This is a genomic window from Salipiger bermudensis, from assembly GCF_020171625.1.
Taxonomy (GTDB): Bacteria; Pseudomonadota; Alphaproteobacteria; order Rhodobacterales; family Rhodobacteraceae; genus Salipiger; species Salipiger bermudensis_B.
This window is the reverse complement of sequence record NZ_JAIUZY010000001.1, coordinates 575,115-591,611: the sequence shown is the minus strand read 5'-3', so window position 1 is coordinate 591,611 and position 16,497 is coordinate 575,115. Positions and strand designations below refer to the sequence as shown.

Genomic DNA, 16,497 nt, shown 5'->3' with positions numbered 1-16,497 from the left:
CGCGTGACCGGCTCGGCGCTGCTGGCGCAGGCCACGCGGCGGCTGGCCGAGGCGGGCATCCCCGATCCCGGCCGCGACGCGCGGCGCCTGCTGGCGCATGTGCTCAAGGTGGCGCCGGGGCGGCTGACGCTGTTTCTGCCGGATCCCGTCGAACCCGAGCACGCGCTGCTGTTTCAAACCGTCATCGACAGCCGCGCCGCGCATGTGCCGGTGTCGCACATCACCGGGCGGCGGCTGTTCTACGGCCGTGAGTTCCTTGTCACCCCGGCGGTGCTCGACCCGCGGCCCGAGACCGAGATCCTGATCGAGGCGGCGCTGGCGGGACCGTTTACGCGGATCCTCGACCTCGGCACCGGATCGGGCTGCATCCTTCTGACTCTGCTGTGCGAGCGCGAGCGCGCCACCGGCATCGGCACGGACCTGTCGCAGGACGCGCTCGAGGTGGCCTTCCGCAACCGCGACGCGCTTGGCCTCGAGGCCCGCGTGGCGCTGGCCCGGGGCAGCTGGTTCGGCGCGTTGGGGGAGGACGACCGCGAACGCTTCGACCTGATCGTTTCGAACCCGCCCTATATCGCGCTCGACGAGATGCTCGATCTTTCCCCCGAGGTGCGCGACCACGAGCCGCGCATCGCGCTCACCGATGAGGGCGACGGCCTGACCGCCTATCGCAGGATCGCCGCCGGCGCACCCTCGCACCTGCTGCCCGGCGGGCGGCTGATGGTCGAGATCGGCCCCACACAGGGCGCTGCCGTGGCGGATCTGTTCCGCGCCGCGGGCCTTGCCGAGGTGGCGGTGATCGCCGATCTCGACCGGCGCGACCGGGTCGTGGTCGGGCGGATCGCCGCGGCCTGAGCGGCAAGTCGCTGCAATTTTCGGCGGTTTTCTTGGCTTATTCGAGATTTCCCCTTGTTTCCGTGGCCCCGACATGGTTAGCAGGAGGGGTTCGGTGCGGTGGATGCCTCCGGCGGTCCCGCCCGACTTCAACCCAACATTGATGTGATCCCGCACACGATGGCGCCAGCGGCGCCGCAGGGTCACAGGGACAGTCAGACACAAGGCTGATAGCAGAACAGATGCGATCCTCGAAATCCCGTTCGCGGTCGAAGAACAACCGCAACCGCAACTCGCTGGGCAACGTCGTCAACCGTGTGTTCGACAGCAACGGCCCCGAGGGCAAGGTGCGCGGTACTCCGCAGCAAATCATCGACAAGTACAACCAGCTGGCCCGCGACGCGGCGCTTGGCAATGACCGGGTGGCGGCTGAGAACTTCCAGCAGCACGCCGAGCATTACCTCCGGATGCTCTCCGAAGCGCAGCGCGAGGTCGACGCCAAGCGTGAGCAGCAGGAGCGCGAGAACCGCGAGCGTCAGGCGCAGCGCGACAAGGAGCGCGCCGATCGTGACGCGCAGAAGAGTTCTGACCGTGACGACCGCGACGGTGGCCAGTCCTCCTCCGACGGTGGCAATGGCGGCAATGGCGACCAGCCCCAATCCGCCCCGCGCGCCGAGCAGCGCTCCGAGCCGAAGCCTGTCCCCCAGGACGACGTGATCGACCCGGCGGGCGAAGACGGGGAGTCGGGTCTGGTCGAGACGCCGGAAAACCGCTCGGAAGCGTCGCCCGCTTCGGCGGAGGACAAGCCCAGGCGCACCCGGCGCAGCCCGCGCAAGAAAGCCGAGCCTGCCGGCGAAGGCGAGGCGGCCGAGAAGCCTGCAAGGAAACCCCGCAGCCGCAAGCCGGCGAGCGACGACACGCCCGCCTCCGACGCCGCCGAGTAAGGCCGCGTCAGGCCAGAGACGAAAAAGACGCCATCTCCCCCGCGGAGATGGCGTCTTTCTTTTGTGTGCTGTGTGACGGCGCTCAGGCCTCGGGCCAGTGCGTCAGGCCAGGGCGCGGGCGAGGGCGCAGAATTGCTCGAGCGAGACCTGCTCGGCGCGTTCGGTGGGGGCGATGCCCGCGGCCTCGAGCCGGTCCTCGATATCCGGCGCCAGCCCCTTCAGCGCGGCGCGCAGCATCTTGCGGCGCTGGTTGAAGGCCGCCGCCACCACGCGCTCGAGCACCGCGCGCTCGGCGGGGAAGCGCGGTTCGGGCAGGGCGCGCAGATGCACCACCGCCGACGAGACCTTGGGCGGCGGCGTGAAGGCGCCGGGCGGCAGGCTCAGCACGATCCGCGCCTCGGCGCGCCACTGCGCCAGCACCGCCAGCCGGCCATAGGCCTTGGAGCCGGGCTGCGCCACGATGCGCTCGGCCACCTCGCGCTGGAACATCAGCGTCAGGGTCTGCCAGAACGGCGGCCAGTCCTCCGGCGTCAGCCAGCGCACCAGCAGCTCGGTGCCGACATTGTAGGGCAGGTTGGCGCAGATCGCGATCGGCGGCGTCAGATGCGCCAGCGGGTCGATCTGCAGCGCGTCGCCCGAGATCACCTCGAGCCGGTCCGGATAGGCCGCGGCAATCTCGGACAGCGCCGGCAGGCAGCGGGTGTCCTTCTCGATCGCCAGAACCTTGCGCGCGCCCTCGGCCAGCAGCCCGCGGGTCAGCCCGCCCGGGCCCGGCCCGATCTCGAGCACGTCCATGCCCGTGAGGTCGCCGGCCTGCCGCGCGATCTTGGCGGTCAGGTTCAGGTCGAGCAGAAAGTTCTGCCCCAGCGATTTCTTCGCCGACAGCTCGTGCGAGGCGATGACCTCGCGCAGCGGTGGAAGCCCGTCGATGGCGCTCATGTCTTCTCTGGTTCCAAAATACCTCGGGGGAGTCCGCCTCAGGCGGACGGGGGCAGCGCCCCCGCTGCGGCGCTGACGCTCACGCCGCGCTTCCGGATTGTCCACCGGCCATCCGCCACGCCATGCGCAGCGCCTCGATGGTCGAGGTCGGGTTGGCGACGCCCTGTCCGGCAATGCCGAAGGCGGTGCCGTGATCGGGCGAGGTGCGGATGAAGGGCAGGCCGAGCGTGACGTTGACACCGCGGTCGAAGGCCAGCGTCTTGATCGGGATCAGCGCCTGGTCGTGATACATCGCCACCGCCGCGTCATAGCCCGCCCGCGCCTCGGCGTGGAACATGGTGTCCGCGGGCAGCGGGCCGATCAGGTCCATGCCCTCGGCGCGCAGCGTCTCAAGCACCGGCGAGATCAGCTCGATCTCCTCGCGGCCCATGCGCCCGCCTTCGCCCGCATGGGGGTTGAGACCGGCCACGGCGATGCGCGGCGCGCTGATGCCGAAGCGCGCGATGAGCGCGGCGTGGGTGATGCGCAGGCGCTTCTCGAGCAGCGCGGGCGTCAGAGCCGCGGGCACCTCGGAGACCGGGATGTGGATCGTGGCGGGCACCACGCGGAGCTCGTCCGAGGCCAGCATCATCACCACCTCGTCGACGCCGCCGAGGGCGGCGAGATACTCGGTGTGGCCGGGATAGGCAAAACCCGCCCCCTCGGCCAGCGCCTGCTTGGAGATCGGCAGGGTGCAGAGCGCCGAGCACGCCCTGTCCTGCACCAGCCCGACACCACGCGCGATCGAGGCGATGACGCCGGCGGCCTGGTTCGGCTGCGGCGTGCCCGGCACGCGCGGGCCGGGGATGTCGAGCGCCAGCACCGGCAGGCCGGTCTCGGCGGCCTGCGCCGCCTCCTCGGGGCGCGCGATCAGAACGTGCGGCACGCTGCCGGGCAGATGCGCCGGCGCGCCGAGATAGACGAAGGGCAGCTCCGCGCCGAGCGCCTTCCACGCGGCTTCCGCGAGTTCCGGGCCGATGCCAGAGGGCTCCCCGCAGCTCATCGCCACGGGGGCGGGCCGGGGGCTCATTTCACGACGATGCGCGCGTTGGCACGCAGCTGGGCGAGGTAGCTGTCGGAGACCTCGGTGAGGCGACGGTTGCGCAGGCCGATCTCGACCTGGCTGCGGTCGGCATCCTCGGCCACCGCGGCGGTGCGACCGCAGAGCATCAGGAACACCAGCGTCTGCCCGTCGGCCCGCGTCAGCGCAGTCGAGACCTCGCCGGGATCGAGCTTCGACAGCTCGTAGGCGATGTCGGTCGGGATCTCGGCGGGCGGCAGCGTGACGCGGTCGAGCACCTCCTCGGGCTGGCCCTTGGCAGTGGCGTAGAGATCATCGCAACGGTCGACCCGCCCGGCCAGCACCCGCGCCTGGGCGAGCGTCTCGGGCGAGCGGCCGCCGGCCATGTAGTAGGCGGCGTATTCGATGGCGGCGTATTCCGGGGCGGTATAGCCGCTTTCCTCGATGTCGCGCAGCTGGAACAGCGCCACGGCCCCTTGGATCGGCAGCGGCGCGGTGACCTCGCCGGGCGCGAGGCCCAGCACCAGCGAGCGGATCTGCGGCGGCAGTTCGGTCAGGTCGCGCCACGGCAGCCGGCCGCCATTGTCGCGGGTCGCGGTGGCGGAATACTGCCGCGCCTGCGCCGAGAATTCCGAGGCCGAGGTCATCTGCGAAATGCGCTCGGCGCGGGCCTGCACGGCCGCGGCATTCTGGGCGTTGATCGGCATGATGATCTCGGAGAGCAGCACCCGCACGTCGGAGCCGCCGCCGCCGGTCGAGAGCGCCCGGTCGACCTCTTCGGGGGTGATCTGGGTGCGCGAGGCAAACCGTGCCCGCACCAGCTCGCGCCAGGCGGTGCCGGCGCGGACGAAATCGCGGAAGGTCTCTTCGTCGACGCCGCCCTGATTGAGCTGTGCGACGAACTGCTCGCGGCTGAGGTTCGCACGGCCGGCGAATTCCTCCATGCCGTCGAGCACGTCCTGCTCGGAGGGCTCGATTCCGGCTTCGCGTGCCGCCTTGAGGCGCAGGCGGTCGTCAATCAGCTGTTCGCGCGACAGCTCGGTGACATCGCCCGGCGCGCGCAGCAGCGTCATCATGCGGCGGCGCTGCTCGAGCTCGTAATTGGTGATGACCATCTCGTCCACGGTGATGGCGGGCGCGAAGAGGTTCTGCGCCGGTGCCGTGCCCGGCGTCAGGGTCAGCGCCAGACCGGCCGTCAGGGTGAGGGCGCGAAGAAGGCGGGCAGGGGTCATTTGCATGTGCGTCGATACTCCTTGTCGCTTGCGGCGGTGCCGAAGCCTGTCAGGGCGACCGTGAGGTCGAACTCCGTGGACGGTTCGAGGTTGGTCGAGGAAGCGAAACGGCGCAAGACCGACGCCCCCACCTGAACGCATTCGTTGCGGTATTGCAGTCCCAGACCGGCGCGGTCAACCCGGCGGTCCGCGAGATCGTAGCGCCACTCTCCGGTGCCGGTCCAGTGGCGGCTGATCCGGTAGCTGCCCTCGAAGCGCCACTCCGCCTGGCTCTCGGGGCGGTCCTCCTTCGGGTCGGCCAGCAGCAGCAGGTACGACGCATCAAGCGCGGTGCGGTCGTTGAACCAGCTCGCGCGCGCCTCGCCCTTGTTGAACTCGCCCTGCTGGTCGAGCAGGCCGCGCACCGACAGGCTCAGACCCAGCGGGTTGGCAAAGCCTCCAGAGATCAGCCAGTCCGAGGTCTCGCCGTCGAGGCCGGACGAGCGGCTGAAATCGTCGTCGATCTCGTCGTGCCAGACCCGGCCCACGGTGAGACCCGCGGTCCAGCCCGCGGAGGCCTCGTGCTGCCAGCGCACGCCCGCCGCGCCCACGAGGCCGCGCTCGTGGCGGTCGCTGGCCGGGAAGCGGCTGAGCGAGAGCAGGTTGGCTTCGTCGAATTCGACGCGCGTGCTTTCATCGTTGGGGATGTTGGGGCGGTCGCCGCCGATCCAGCCGAACTGCGCCACCGGCTCGAGCAGCGAGCGCCCGCCGAAGGCCTGCCGGCTGACCAGAGGCCAGCGCAACTCGACCGAGGCACCGGGGACGAGCTGCGACGCCTCGGCATCGGCGCTGGCATCGTCCCACACGGCATAGCGGTCGGCCCAGAGCTGCCCCAGAACGCCCAGCCGGACGCCGCCCGCCAGCGTCCAGCGCCGCCGCCAGCTGGCCTCGGCGCTGAGGCGCGCCATGTCGCGCCCGTCGACCACGCTGTCCTCGTCATCGCTGTCGATGTCGAGATCCGAGCGCCGGTAATGCCCATGCACCATCGCCCCGAGACGGAGTTCCCCGCCGAGGCGCTCCGGGAAGAACCGGCGCTCGTACTCGGTATTGGCGATCACCGAGGGCTGGGTCTCGTCGTCTTCGGAGGCGAGCAGCGTCTCGTAGTGGATCAGGTCGGTCGAGAAAAAGTCGTTGCGCCGCGCGCGGCTGAGCGTGAAGGCGCTGTCGAGGCGCTCGTTCTCGCCGTAGTCGTACTGGTTGAAATACGAGTCGTCCGAGACCGTTTCGATGTCGAAATCGAAGCGGAAGCCGTTGCGCAGCTCGAACTCACCCTCGGCAAAAAGGTAGCCCCGGAGATCGTCCGGCAGCAGCGTGTCCCGCGTGACCGCGCCGTTGAGCTCGATGGTGCCGTAGGTGAAGGCGCGCCGATAGCGCGCCTCGAGGGTGCGCGTCTCGCTCGAGAGATAGGGGGTCAGGGTGATGTCCTGATGGTCGCCGAGCGGAATGAAATAGGGAATGCGCGCGCCGGTGCCGAGCAGCGAGGTGCTGCGCAGCGTCGGGGTCAGGAAACCACGGGCGCGGGCGAGGCTGGGGTCGGGCAGACGCAGCTGCGGCACCCACAGGATCGGCACGTCGAGCACCCGAAGCTGGGCGCCCTCGAAATACAGCTGACGCGCGTCCTGGTCGTGGATCACCCGGTCGGCGCGGATCTGCCAGAGCGGCACCTCGTTGCGGCCGCAGACCTGGCACGAGGTCACCGCGACACGGCTGAGCTGGGTGTAACGCCCGCCGACCCGCTGCGCCTCGACGGCGGCGAGCTGAAGCTGGTCGTCCATCACCATGCGCGCGCCGCTGAGCAGGCCGTTGCGCAGGCCGTCCTCCATCTCGGCGGCGTCGGCGAGCAGCAGGTTCCCGGTCGCATCGGTGATTCGGACGGGGCCTTCGATGGTCAGCAGGCCCGCCTCCTGATCATAAAGGATGCGCGTCGCACTGAGGCGGACACCCTCGTGCAGCGCCTCGACGTTGCCGGTGGCAACAAGCCGCGCGCCATCCTCGACGAACACCTGATCGGCGACCAGCAGCGCCGGCTCGGATTCGGCGTCGGCGGTCTCGGTGGACAAGGTCATGGTCTGCGCCAGAAGCGGCGCGGGGGCGGTCACTGCCAGCATGGCGGCAAGCCACGCGGCACGGGCGGTCTGCATCAGCCGTCCTCCATCTGCAGGACAAGCCCCAGCGCGAGCAGCAGCGAGGCAATGGGCGGGATCCACGCGGCGAGGATCGGCGGGAGCTGGCCGTTCTCTCCCATGATCTGCGCGAAGTTCCGCACGTAATAGAGGCCGAAGCCAAGAAGCACCGCCGCCAGCACGTGCAGGCCGGTGCGGCCAAGACGGGCGGGGCGCATGGTGAAGCCCGCCGCGACCAGAACCATCGCCACGAGGAAGACCGGGCGCGCCAGTTCCATCTGCAGCCAGACGATGTGGCGCCGGGCCGAGAAGCCGGCCATCTCGAGACCGTCGATGAACTCGGGCAGGTCCCAGATCGCCACCGAGGACGGTTTGCCGAAGCGGTCGCGGATGCCGTTGCGGGTCAGATCCGAGGGCAGCTCGAGCCGCTCGAACCGCTCCGACATGCCCTCGGGCGAGCGTCCGCTCTGCAGTGGCCAGGCCTTGGCATTGCTCAGCACCCACGCGCCGTCCTCGAGCGCCGCTTCCTCGGCCTCGATGCGGCGCAGCGGGCCGCTCTCGGCCTCGTATTCGACGAAGCTCACTTCGTAGAGGACGGTGGCATCTTGGTTGGCGCGCGCGGCACGGATCACCGTGTCGCCCTCGGCGCCGCCCTGGCGCAGCCACAGCCCCTCGCGCCCGATCGAGATGGTCGAGGCGCCGTCGCTCTTGTAGCTTTCGCTGAGATCCGAGGATTGCCGCGAGGTCGCGGCGACGATCGGGTTCAGGATGGCGACCGACACGGCGCTGATCACCAGCGCCACCGCCACCGGACCGGCCAGCGCCGTCAGGCCCGAGCGCCCGGCGGCGCGCACCACCACCAGCTCGGAGCTGCGCGCCATCATCAGGAACAGCGCCGCGGTGGCGAGGATCATCACCAGCGGCAGGATCTCGTAGAGGCCGGAGGGCAGGTTCAATAGCGTCAGGTAGACCACCTCACCGAAGCTCACGTCGCTGCCGAAGCGCCGCAGCTGGTCGACCAGATCGAGCAGCGCGAGAAACAGCGCGAAGACCGTCAGGATCGAGAGGAACACCGTGAGGAAGCGGCGGGCGAAATAGCGGTGCAGGATCATGCGGCCACCTCGGCATCCCGGCTGCGCCGGCGCTCGCGGCGGAACGGGCGCGCGGCGCGCCAGAGCAGCACCGCGGCCATCGCGAAGCCGACGAGGCTCGGGAGGTAGATCAGGGGCCACAGCATCGGGTTCGAGCGCACCGGATCGGTGATGGCACTCTCAACCAGCTTGACCAGAACCAGCAGGAAGATCGCGCCGACGATCTGCCGGGTGACGCCGAAGCGCGAGAACGTGCCGGTCATCAGCGCGGCGTAGCCGATCAGCGCCGCGACGACGCAGAGCAGGGGCATCTGGAACCGGTTGTGGGCCTCTTCGAGCACTTCGCCGACGCTGTCGTTGACCTCCTCGGCGACCGCTTCGGTCTGGGTCAGCAGCTCGAGCGTCGGCACCTGCCGCGCCCGGCGCCGCTCGGGGTCGCCAGAGGTGGCCAAGCCGCTGATATCGTAGGTGAGATCGGAGAAATTGGTCGTCGACAGGGTCTGGTCGCTGGTCCGAAGCTCCTGCGCCAGGCCGCTGCGCATGGTCAGCTTCGGCCCGCCGTCATCGCGGGTGACATAGGCGGTCTCGGCGGTGTAGGTCACGGTGCGCGCGTCGTTGCGCCGGTCGCTGAGATACACGTCGCGCAGCTCGCCGTTGTCGGTGATTTCGCGGATGTAGAAGGTCACGCCGCGGGCCGGGTGCAGGAACGTGCCCTCGTGCAGCAGCCGCGCCGCCACCGACTCGGAAATCTCGCGCTCGCGTTCGCGCAGCTGCGTGGCCGAGGCGGGCACCAGCGCGTGGGTCAGCACCGACATCATCAGCGCGATCAGCAGCCCGAAGACCAGCACCGGCCGGCCCAGCCGCCACGGTGACACCCCGCCGGCCTGAAGCACCGTCATCTCGGATTCGTTGGACATGCGATTGGTCACGTAGACCGCCGCCCCGAAGGCCGCCATCGGCAGGACCAGCGCGATAACACCGGGCAGGCTGAGCAGGCTGAACTCGAGGAAGATGCGGGCCGAATGGCCATCGGTGATCAGCTCGTCGAACAGAATGACCGACGCGTTGACCCAATAGACCATGACGAGCACAAGGGCGAAAAACCCAAACACCACCATGAGTTGCGACAGCATGTATCTGTCGAATCTCTGCACGCGTATGTGCCCTCCAGATCCTGTGCTGCGGCCCAAGCTATCGGATCGGTATGTGCGGGAAAAGCTGCCTCTGGTCAATGCCGTCACGCGGCTCTACGACTCCCGGGGACAGACAACAGGAGAGCATGATGACCGATCTGCGCGAGTTCACCTTTGCCGAAACCGACCTCGACGCCCTTGCGGGCGCCGAGGGCCGCGTCGCCGTCTTCGTCGACAGCGAGGGCAAGCTCGGGCGCGGCGCGAGGCGGCTGAACCGGCTGACCAAGGGCGCGGTGGCCCGCGCCGTCGCCGACGAGGGTTGGGCGAAGAAGTCCGCCGGCAGCGTGGTGAGCCTGTCCTATCCGTCCGGCATGGAGGCCGAGGCGGTCGATATCGTGAAGCTCGAGCGCCGGCCGGATGTCGCCGACGCGCGCAAGGCGGGCGCCGCCATCGCCAAGGCGGCGGGATCGCGCGCCGTGACGGTTCTGGGCGAGAGCCAGAACGGCCTCGAGCAGGCGCTGCTCGGCCTCGCGCTGCGCGGCTACAGCTTCACCGACCACAAGAGCGACAAGGGCACGGCGCTGGCCCCGGCACGCGTGTTCTGCACCAAGCCGGATGAGGTCGAGGCCGCGGTGGCGCCGATGCTTGCGGTGGCGGGCGGGGTGTTCTTCACCCGTGATCTGGTCAGCGAGCCCGCCAACGTGCTGACCACCACCGAGTTCGCCGCGCGTCTCGAGGGGCTGCGCGAGCTTGGCGTCGAGGTCGAGGTGGTCGACGAGGACCGCATGGCAGAGCTTGGCATGGGCGCGCTGCTCTGCGTCGGGCAGGGCTCGGTCTCGCCCTCGAAGATGGTCATCATGCGCTGGAAGGGCGGCGAGGGCGACCCGCTGGCGCTGGTCGGCAAGGGCGTGGTCTTCGACACCGGGGGCATTTCGCTGAAGCCCGCGGGCGGCATGGAAGACATGACCATGGACATGGGCGGCGCGGGCGTGGTCTCGGGCGTGATGAAGGCGCTGGCTCTGCGCAAGGCCAAGGCCAACGTCACCGGGCTGGTGGGTCTGGTCGAGAACATGCCCTCGGGCAATGCCGTACGGCCGGGCGACGTGGTCACCTCGATGAAGGGGGACACGATCGAGGTCATCAACACCGACGCCGAGGGCCGGCTCGTTCTGAGCGACGTGCTCTGGTACGCGCAGGAACACGAGAACCCCGCCGCCATCGTCGATCTCGCCACCCTGACCGGCGCCTGCATCGTGGCGCTGGGGCATGAGAACGCCGCCGTGTATTCCAATGACGAGCGCTTCGCCGCGGGCTTCCTCAAGGCCGCCGGTGCCGAGGGGGAAGGCGCGTGGCGGATGCCGCTCGGTCAGGCCTATGACGATCAGCTGAAATCGCCCATCGCGGACATGAAGAATGTCGGCGGGCGCCCCGGCGGCTCGATCACCGCGGCGCAGTTCCTCAAGCGCTTCGTCAAGGACGGGATGCCGTGGATCCACCTCGACATCGCGGGCGTCGCCTCGCTCAAGTCCGAGAGCACGCTGGCGCCGAAGGGGGCGACCGGGTGGGGCGTGATGTCGCTCGACCGGCTGGTGCGCGAGACCTTCGAGCGCAAGGAGGGCTGAGCCGATGGCCGCCGCTCTGCCGGGCCGCGCCCTGAGCCTTCCCTTCGGGGGAGGCTGAGATGGGGGCGGCCTATTTCTACCACCTGACCCAGCGCCCGCTCGAAGCGACGCTGCCGCTGCTGCTGGAGAAATCTCTGGCGGCAGGCTGGCGCGTGGCGGTGCGCGGCACCGATCCCGGGCGCATCGACTGGCTCGACCAGCGGCTCTGGATGGGACCCGAGGACGGGTTTCTGCCGCACGGGCAGGCGGGGGGGAAGCACGATGCCCTCCAGCCCGTGCTGCTCACCGTGCAGGAGGGGTTGCCCAACGATCCCGCCTGCCTGATGGCGGTGGACGGCGCGCAGGTGGCGCCCGAGGAGGTCAACCGGCTCGAACGGGTCTGCATCCTGTTCGATGGCCATGACGGCATGGCCCTCGACGCCGCACGCGGCCAGTGGCGGACGCTGACCGGCGCCGGGTGCAAGGCGCAGTATTGGTCGGAAGAGAGCGGGCGCTGGGAGAAGAAGGCCGAAGCGTGAGCGGCGGCCTCAGCGCTCGAGGATCAGCCGCCCGTTCGAGATTTCCAGCCGGTCGAAGCGCTGCAGGTAGCTCATACCCAGAAGCGAGGTCTGCATCTCGCCCTCGTTGACATAGGCGCGGACGTTGCGGTCGATGAAGGGACCCAGAGCCACGCGCTCGAGTCGCACCGGCGCGGTGCGCACCATGCCGTTGGCGGTGTTGGCCTGTCCGCGAAACATCAGCTGATCCGGGGTCAGCCCGGCGCGCTCGGCATCGTCGCGCGACAGCACCATGCCGGTGGCGCCGGTGTCGATCACGAAGCGCGTGGGCACGCCGTTGAGGTCGAGCGAGACGTAATAGTGCCCGTCGGGGGCGCGCGGCAGCTCGACCCGGCCGTCCTCGGTGAACACGGCCTGCTGCGGCATCACCGTCTGCCGGATGTCGCCCCAGAGCCCGACCGCCGCGATGGCGCCGAGCAGGATGAGCGCCCAGACGCCCAGATATTGCAGCTTGAGGCCCATGCGGGTGCGGTCGCGGAAGAAGAACCACAGGATTAGCGCCAGCGCCAGCAGGCCGAGATAGGCCAGACGTCCGTATTCGTGTCCTGTCATGGGGTCATCCGTGGCGGGGTGTCGCCCTCAATGTAGGCCCTTCGCCGCAGGATGACAGGGCCTATCCGACCGCAAAGATCGTGCGCAGCCCGTCGATCACGAACTGCACCGACAGCGCGGCGAGCAACATGCCCAGAAGGCGCGTGACCACGACGATGCCGGTATGGCCGAGCAGGCGCTCGATGATCGGCGCGGCGAGGAACATCATCAGCACGATCAGCAGCACCGAGATCATCACCCCGATCACCGCCGCCATCTCGAGCGCCGAGTTGGTCTGGCCCACGAGCAGAATCATCGTGGCGATGGCGCCGGGGCCGGCGATCAGCGGGATGGCGATGGGAAAGACTGACGGGTCGGGCAGGGCGTCGTCTTCCTCGGCCTTGTCCTCGCGCCGCTTGGAGCGGCGCTCGAACAGCATGTCGAGCGCGGTCAGGAACAGCAGGATGCCGCCGGCGATGCGGAAGGCCGGCATCGAGATGCCGATGAAGCCAAGCACCTGCTCACCAAAGAAGGTGAACAGCATCAGGATCGCCATGGCGATGCCGCAGGAGCGCAGCGCGAGGATGCGGCGGTGGCGGCTGTCCGCGCCGGCGGTCAGCGCGATGTAGATCGGGGCGAGCCCGACCGGGTCGATCACCACGAAGAGCGTGGCGAAGGCGGTGATGAGAAAGGCGCTGTCCATGGCTCAGGGGTAGGATGGCGCGCGCGGGCTGTCCAGCGCAGTGTTTGGATGATCGGCGCGGGGGTGTGGCTTTGCGCCCGCGCGCGGCGTCTTGCCGCTCTCGCGGGAGTGGGGCGTTGGCACGTGCGTGTCGTCCTTGGGGCGAATGCGTGAAAACCTAAATAAGGCGCGGCTGATCGGATCAAACCGGCCTGCCGCTGAGTGCATCCGGTACGTTTCATCGCCTGCTGGGGGAGTGTCCGCGACTGGCAGCTCGCTCAAAAGTGGGATGCGTTGTCGACCCTTAGGGCATTGTCGTCCGCGCGTCGGACCGGCATATGTCCGCGAGAGCAGCGCGCAATGACGGAACCTGAGTCCATGACGAAAGACGAACGAACCGCAGCACCGGGCAGGGTGCGGTTCCTGCTTGGCGCGGTCGCATTCCTTGTTCTCAGCGGGGCCGCATTCTGGGCCATCGCCGCCTTCGTGGGGGACGGGATGCCGCCCTTCGACCCGCGGCTGGTCACCCCGCGCGCCGTGGCGCTGATCGGTCTGTTCCTGCTGGTCTATTTCGTGGCCGACGGGCTGCGGCTCTATTTCGTCCTGCGCGCCCTCGATGCGCCGGTGACGGTGGGGCAGATCGCGCCGCTGGTGTTCGTGAACCTGTTCTTCTCCAACATCACCCCAATGGCGACGGGGGGAGGCTTTGCCCAGATCTGGTACCTGCAGCGCTGCGGCGTGGGCATCGGGCTCTCGGCGGCTGCGACGTCGATCAGGACCATCCTCGCCATGCTGGTCATCTTCATCGCCGCGCCGCTGTTTCTCGTCGCCGCGCCCGAGGTCGAGATCGCGGGGAGCTCCGGCGCGCTGGCGAACACCATCGGCGCGGTGATCGCGGCCTACATGGCGGGCTTTCTGGTGCTGCTCCTTCGCCCGGCCTGGATGCTGGCCATCATTGACCGCGTGCTGTTGCTGCTCGAGCGTCTGCATCTGCTGGGACAGGAGCGCCGCACCGCATGGTCCGCGGCGCTGAAGCGTGAAGCCCGGTCTTTCTCAGACGGCTTTCGCCGGTTTATCTCCTCCGCGCCGCATCTGTCGATCGCCGCGGTGCTGGCGACGCTGGCCTTCCTTCTCACCCTCTTCGCGATGCCCGCGCTGCTGATGGCGCTGCTGGGGCTGGAGCCGGACTGGCTGACCGTCATCGGGACGCTCTCGGTGGTGACGTTCCTGATGTATTTCGCACCGACGCCGGGCGGGGCCGGGTTCTCGGAACTGGCCTTCGCGGGGCTGATGGCGGGGCAGATCGGTGAGGGCCAGCTGGTCCTCGTGATCTTCGCGTGGCGGCTTCTGACGATCTATCTCGGCATGGCGATCGGAGGGGTGGTGTCGTTCCGCCTCCTGCGGCTGCAGGGGCTGCGGACATGACCCGCCGCAAGATCCTGTCGCTGCTGCTTGCGGTGAACGTGGCCGTGCTGCTCGCGGTGCTGGGCTACAAGATCTACCTCTACGCCAACGCCCCGACCGGGAGCGCGCTTCTGGTGTCGCAGATCGAACGGATCGAGGAGACCGCCCTCGACCGCGACACGCTGAGCTTTGCCGTTGTGGGGCAGGTCAACAACTCGATCGGGGTGTTCGAGGAGAGGATCCTGCCGCGCATCAACCTCTCGGAGGCCGATTTCATGGTCTCCGCGGGCAACATCGTCAGCGCGGGCGGCGAGGACAAGTACCGCGCCATCCTCGGAACACTGGGACATCTGCGCAAACCCTACCTGCTCACCTTTGGGCAGAACGAGGTCGAGGATTTCGGCGCTGGCCGCTTCTACCAGCGGTTCGGGCCCTATTTCTATTCCGTCAGCCTCGATGCGGCCCGGCTGGTCTTTCTCGATGCCACCGGGCGCACCCCGACGGACTGGCAGGAGCGCTGGCTGCGCGACATTCTCGATGCCCGAGACGAGCGGCCGATCATCGTCTTTCTCGGGCACCCGCTGCTCGACCCGGTGCCCGAAACCCTGTTCGAGCCCGACACCGGAGCTTGGTCGGAGCCGGAGGCGCGGACCCGGCTTCTGGACCTGCTGCAGCGGCTTGGCGCCGACGTGGTGATCTCGGCAGGGGCGTCGACCTACTCGGACCAGACCGTGGACGGGATCCGCCACATCGTGACCGGCGGGGCAGGCGGGCTGGTGCTGAACGACGACACCAGCTTCTACCACTACCTCACGCTCAAGGTCGGGCCCGCCGGGGTCGATGTGAAGATGATCCCGGTCGAGACCGCGCCCAGCCTGATGGCCCGGCGGGTCGAGGGGGCCTGGTTCTACATCTACTCGCTGTTCTACGTCGGGATCTGGAACTTCCTTCTGGGCTTCACGGCGCTGGTGCTGCTGGGGGTCTACCTCTACCGCAGGCTGTTCCGCGACCGCAGCTATTACCCGAGCTACGACATGCCCGATCCGGTCGAGCTTGGGCGTCCGCTGCGCATCGCGATGTTCACCAACTCCTACCTGCCGTTCACCGGCGGGCTGCCGCTCTCGGTCGAGCGTCTCAAGCGCGGTCTCGAGGCACAGGGGCACGAGGTGCTTGTGGTCTGTCCGTCCTACGGCACCACCCAGACCGAGCCGAGCGTCTGGCGGGTGCCGGCGCTGGCGCGCGAGGGCTCGATGATCCGCCTCGCGAACCCGTTCCACCTGCGCACCTGGAAGCGCCTGCGGGAGTTTTCCCCGGATGTCGTCCACCTGCATCATCCGTTCTGGCTGGGAACGCTGGGGCTTCGGCTGGCGCGGCGCCTGAGGGTGCCGGCGGTCTTCACCTATCACACGCGGCTCGAGCACTTCGCGCATATCGTGCCGCTGCCGGGGGCGCTGTTCCGCAATGTGGTGGCGCACTGGATCATCAACCGGTTTGCCAATCGCTGCGACAGCGTCATCGTGCCCACCCCCGTCACGCGGGACTACGTCCGCCTGATCGGAGTGCACGTGCCGGTGGACGTGCAGCCCACCGGGGTCGATACCGAGCTTTACTGCAACCAGCCCGCCGAGCGGCTGTCGCAGCTGCGTGGGGAGGTGAACCCCGACAGCCGCCTCCTGCTGATCACCGTCGCGCGCCTGTCTCCAGAAAAGAACCTGTCCTTCATCCTTAAGGCAATGGGAGCATTGCGGGACCGTGGCGCCCCGCGCTTCCGGCTGCTGGTGCTTGGCGAGGGCGAGGAACGGGCCACGCTCGAGGCGATGATCGACGAGCTGGATCTGCAGGATTGCGTGCGGCTCGTGGGCGAGGTGGCCTCGGACGACGTGCCGTCCTGGCTGAGGATTTCGGACATCTTCGTCTTCGCCTCGGCGTCCGAGACACAGGGCATGGTGGTGCTCGAGGCGATGGCTGCGGGCCTGCCGGTGGTCGCGGTGAATTCCAGCGGCATCGACGCCTTCGTCGAGAACCGCGAGACCGGCTACGCCACCCCGGAGACGCTCGAGATCTGGACCGAGACGCTGCACGGATTGATGGTGTCGGGCCGGAAGCGCGAGCGGATGGGCGCCGCTGCACGAGAGGCCGCGATGAAGCACTCGGTCGAGGCCTTCTCGGCCTCGGTGCTGTCGATCTACAAGGCGGCCATATCGAAGAAGGCGGCGAGCGAGGACAAGGCCAAGTGAGCGGGAGGGGGGCGCGCTTGATGTGGGCACGCGTGGACTGCTTCTGCAGGTTCTCGGGGCGGGCCGGCTGAG

14 protein-coding genes are annotated in these 16,497 nt (G+C 68.9%); 6 read left to right on the top strand and 8 right to left on the bottom strand.

What is annotated here, in order from left to right:
* Positions 1–3 precede the first annotated feature (3 nt).
* Both prmC and LCM15_RS02755 read left to right on the top strand, forming a co-directional pair.
* A complete protein-coding gene (prmC, locus tag LCM15_RS02760; protein ID WP_412103271.1) occupies positions 4–852 on the top strand; it encodes a peptide chain release factor N(5)-glutamine methyltransferase in 849 nt (282 codons plus the stop codon).
* A 221-nt stretch (positions 853–1,073) separates the two neighbouring features.
* Positions 1,074–1,775, top strand: a complete 702-nt coding sequence (locus LCM15_RS02755) for a DUF4167 domain-containing protein (protein WP_224852755.1) — start codon at positions 1,074–1,076, stop codon at positions 1,773–1,775.
* Between the two features lie 102 nt (positions 1,776–1,877).
* On the opposite strand, the gene rsmA is transcribed toward LCM15_RS02755, so the two are convergent.
* The 6 genes from rsmA to lptF all read right to left on the bottom strand — a co-directional run bounded on the left by rsmA (position 1,878) and on the right by lptF (position 9,392).
* The gene (rsmA, locus tag LCM15_RS02750; RefSeq protein WP_224852754.1) at positions 1,878–2,714 is read right to left on the bottom strand and encodes a 16S rRNA (adenine(1518)-N(6)/adenine(1519)-N(6))-dimethyltransferase RsmA; all 837 of its coding nucleotides are present in this window, start codon (positions 2,712–2,714) and stop codon (positions 1,878–1,880) included.
* A gap of 79 nt (positions 2,715–2,793) precedes the next feature.
* Complete coding sequence (gene pdxA / locus LCM15_RS02745) at positions 2,794–3,783, bottom strand: 4-hydroxythreonine-4-phosphate dehydrogenase PdxA (protein ID WP_224852752.1); 990 nt, start codon at positions 3,781–3,783, stop codon at positions 2,794–2,796.
* Positions 3,780–5,012 (bottom strand): peptidylprolyl isomerase, encoded by a 1,233-nt coding sequence (locus LCM15_RS02740; protein WP_224852750.1) that lies wholly within the window; start codon positions 5,010–5,012, stop codon positions 3,780–3,782. The genes pdxA and LCM15_RS02740 overlap by 4 nt, the downstream gene beginning before the upstream one ends.
* The gene (locus LCM15_RS02735) at positions 5,003–7,186 is read right to left on the bottom strand and encodes an LPS-assembly protein LptD (protein WP_224852748.1); all 2,184 of its coding nucleotides are present in this window, start codon (positions 7,184–7,186) and stop codon (positions 5,003–5,005) included. Before LCM15_RS02735 ends, LCM15_RS02740 begins: the two co-directional genes overlap by 10 nt.
* Positions 7,186–8,280, bottom strand: coding sequence for an LPS export ABC transporter permease LptG (lptG, locus tag LCM15_RS02730; protein WP_224852746.1), 1,095 nt, complete (start codon positions 8,278–8,280; stop codon positions 7,186–7,188). The genes LCM15_RS02735 and lptG overlap by 1 nt, the downstream gene beginning before the upstream one ends.
* The gene (lptF, locus tag LCM15_RS02725) at positions 8,277–9,392 is read right to left on the bottom strand and encodes an LPS export ABC transporter permease LptF (RefSeq protein WP_224852744.1); all 1,116 of its coding nucleotides are present in this window, start codon (positions 9,390–9,392) and stop codon (positions 8,277–8,279) included. Before lptF ends, lptG begins: the two co-directional genes overlap by 4 nt.
* A gap of 149 nt (positions 9,393–9,541) precedes the next feature.
* Between lptF and LCM15_RS02720 the strand changes: the two genes are divergently transcribed.
* Positions 9,542–11,014 (top strand): leucyl aminopeptidase, encoded by a 1,473-nt coding sequence (locus LCM15_RS02720; RefSeq protein ID WP_224852742.1) that lies wholly within the window; start codon positions 9,542–9,544, stop codon positions 11,012–11,014.
* Positions 11,015–11,073: 59 nt separating this feature from the next.
* Positions 11,074–11,532 (top strand): DNA polymerase III subunit chi, encoded by a 459-nt coding sequence (locus LCM15_RS02715; protein WP_224852740.1) that lies wholly within the window; start codon positions 11,074–11,076, stop codon positions 11,530–11,532.
* A 9-nt stretch (positions 11,533–11,541) separates the two neighbouring features.
* On the opposite strand, the gene LCM15_RS02710 is transcribed toward LCM15_RS02715, so the two are convergent.
* Positions 11,542–12,123, bottom strand: coding sequence for a TIGR02281 family clan AA aspartic protease (locus LCM15_RS02710; protein WP_224852738.1), 582 nt, complete (start codon positions 12,121–12,123; stop codon positions 11,542–11,544).
* 61 nt (positions 12,124–12,184) lie between these two features.
* Positions 12,185–12,805, bottom strand: coding sequence for a MarC family protein (locus tag LCM15_RS02705; protein WP_224852736.1), 621 nt, complete (start codon positions 12,803–12,805; stop codon positions 12,185–12,187).
* 357 nt (positions 12,806–13,162) lie between these two features.
* On the opposite strand from LCM15_RS02705, the gene LCM15_RS02700 reads away from it, so the two are divergent.
* Both LCM15_RS02700 and LCM15_RS02695 read left to right on the top strand, forming a co-directional pair.
* Positions 13,163–14,209: a lysylphosphatidylglycerol synthase transmembrane domain-containing protein gene (locus tag LCM15_RS02700; RefSeq protein WP_224852734.1), complete on the top strand. Its 1,047-nt coding sequence runs from the start codon at positions 13,163–13,165 to the stop codon at positions 14,207–14,209.
* Positions 14,206–16,425, top strand: a complete 2,220-nt coding sequence (locus LCM15_RS02695; RefSeq protein WP_224852732.1) for a glycosyltransferase — start codon at positions 14,206–14,208, stop codon at positions 16,423–16,425. The genes LCM15_RS02700 and LCM15_RS02695 overlap by 4 nt, the downstream gene beginning before the upstream one ends.
* Positions 16,426–16,497: the final 72 nt, after the last annotated feature.

Bases quoted from the DNA above. Each gene is read 5' to 3' on its own strand.
- LCM15_RS02695 (WP_224852732.1), top strand. From the start codon at position 14,206: ATGACCCGCCGCAAGATCCTGTCGCTGCTGCTTGCGGTGAACGTGGCC.
- LCM15_RS02755 (WP_224852755.1), top strand. From the start codon at position 1,074: ATGCGATCCTCGAAATCCCGTTCGCGGTCGAAGAACAACCGCAACCGC.
- LCM15_RS02705 (WP_224852736.1), bottom strand. From the start codon at position 12,805: ATGGACAGCGCCTTTCTCATCACCGCCTTCGCCACGCTCTTCGTGGTG.
- LCM15_RS02700 (WP_224852734.1), top strand. From the start codon at position 13,163: ATGACGAAAGACGAACGAACCGCAGCACCGGGCAGGGTGCGGTTCCTG.
- LCM15_RS02740 (WP_224852750.1), bottom strand. From the start codon at position 5,012: ATGCAAATGACCCCTGCCCGCCTTCTTCGCGCCCTCACCCTGACGGCC.
- lptF (WP_224852744.1), bottom strand. From the start codon at position 9,392: ATGCTGTCGCAACTCATGGTGGTGTTTGGGTTTTTCGCCCTTGTGCTC.
- LCM15_RS02720 (WP_224852742.1), top strand. From the start codon at position 9,542: ATGACCGATCTGCGCGAGTTCACCTTTGCCGAAACCGACCTCGACGCC.
- LCM15_RS02735 (WP_224852748.1), bottom strand. From the start codon at position 7,186: ATGCAGACCGCCCGTGCCGCGTGGCTTGCCGCCATGCTGGCAGTGACC.
- LCM15_RS02710 (WP_224852738.1), bottom strand. From the start codon at position 12,123: ATGACAGGACACGAATACGGACGTCTGGCCTATCTCGGCCTGCTGGCG.
- pdxA (WP_224852752.1), bottom strand. From the start codon at position 3,783: ATGAGCCCCCGGCCCGCCCCCGTGGCGATGAGCTGCGGGGAGCCCTCT.
- lptG (WP_224852746.1), bottom strand. From the start codon at position 8,280: ATGATCCTGCACCGCTATTTCGCCCGCCGCTTCCTCACGGTGTTCCTC.
- rsmA (WP_224852754.1), bottom strand. From the start codon at position 2,714: ATGAGCGCCATCGACGGGCTTCCACCGCTGCGCGAGGTCATCGCCTCG.
- LCM15_RS02715 (WP_224852740.1), top strand. From the start codon at position 11,074: ATGGGGGCGGCCTATTTCTACCACCTGACCCAGCGCCCGCTCGAAGCG.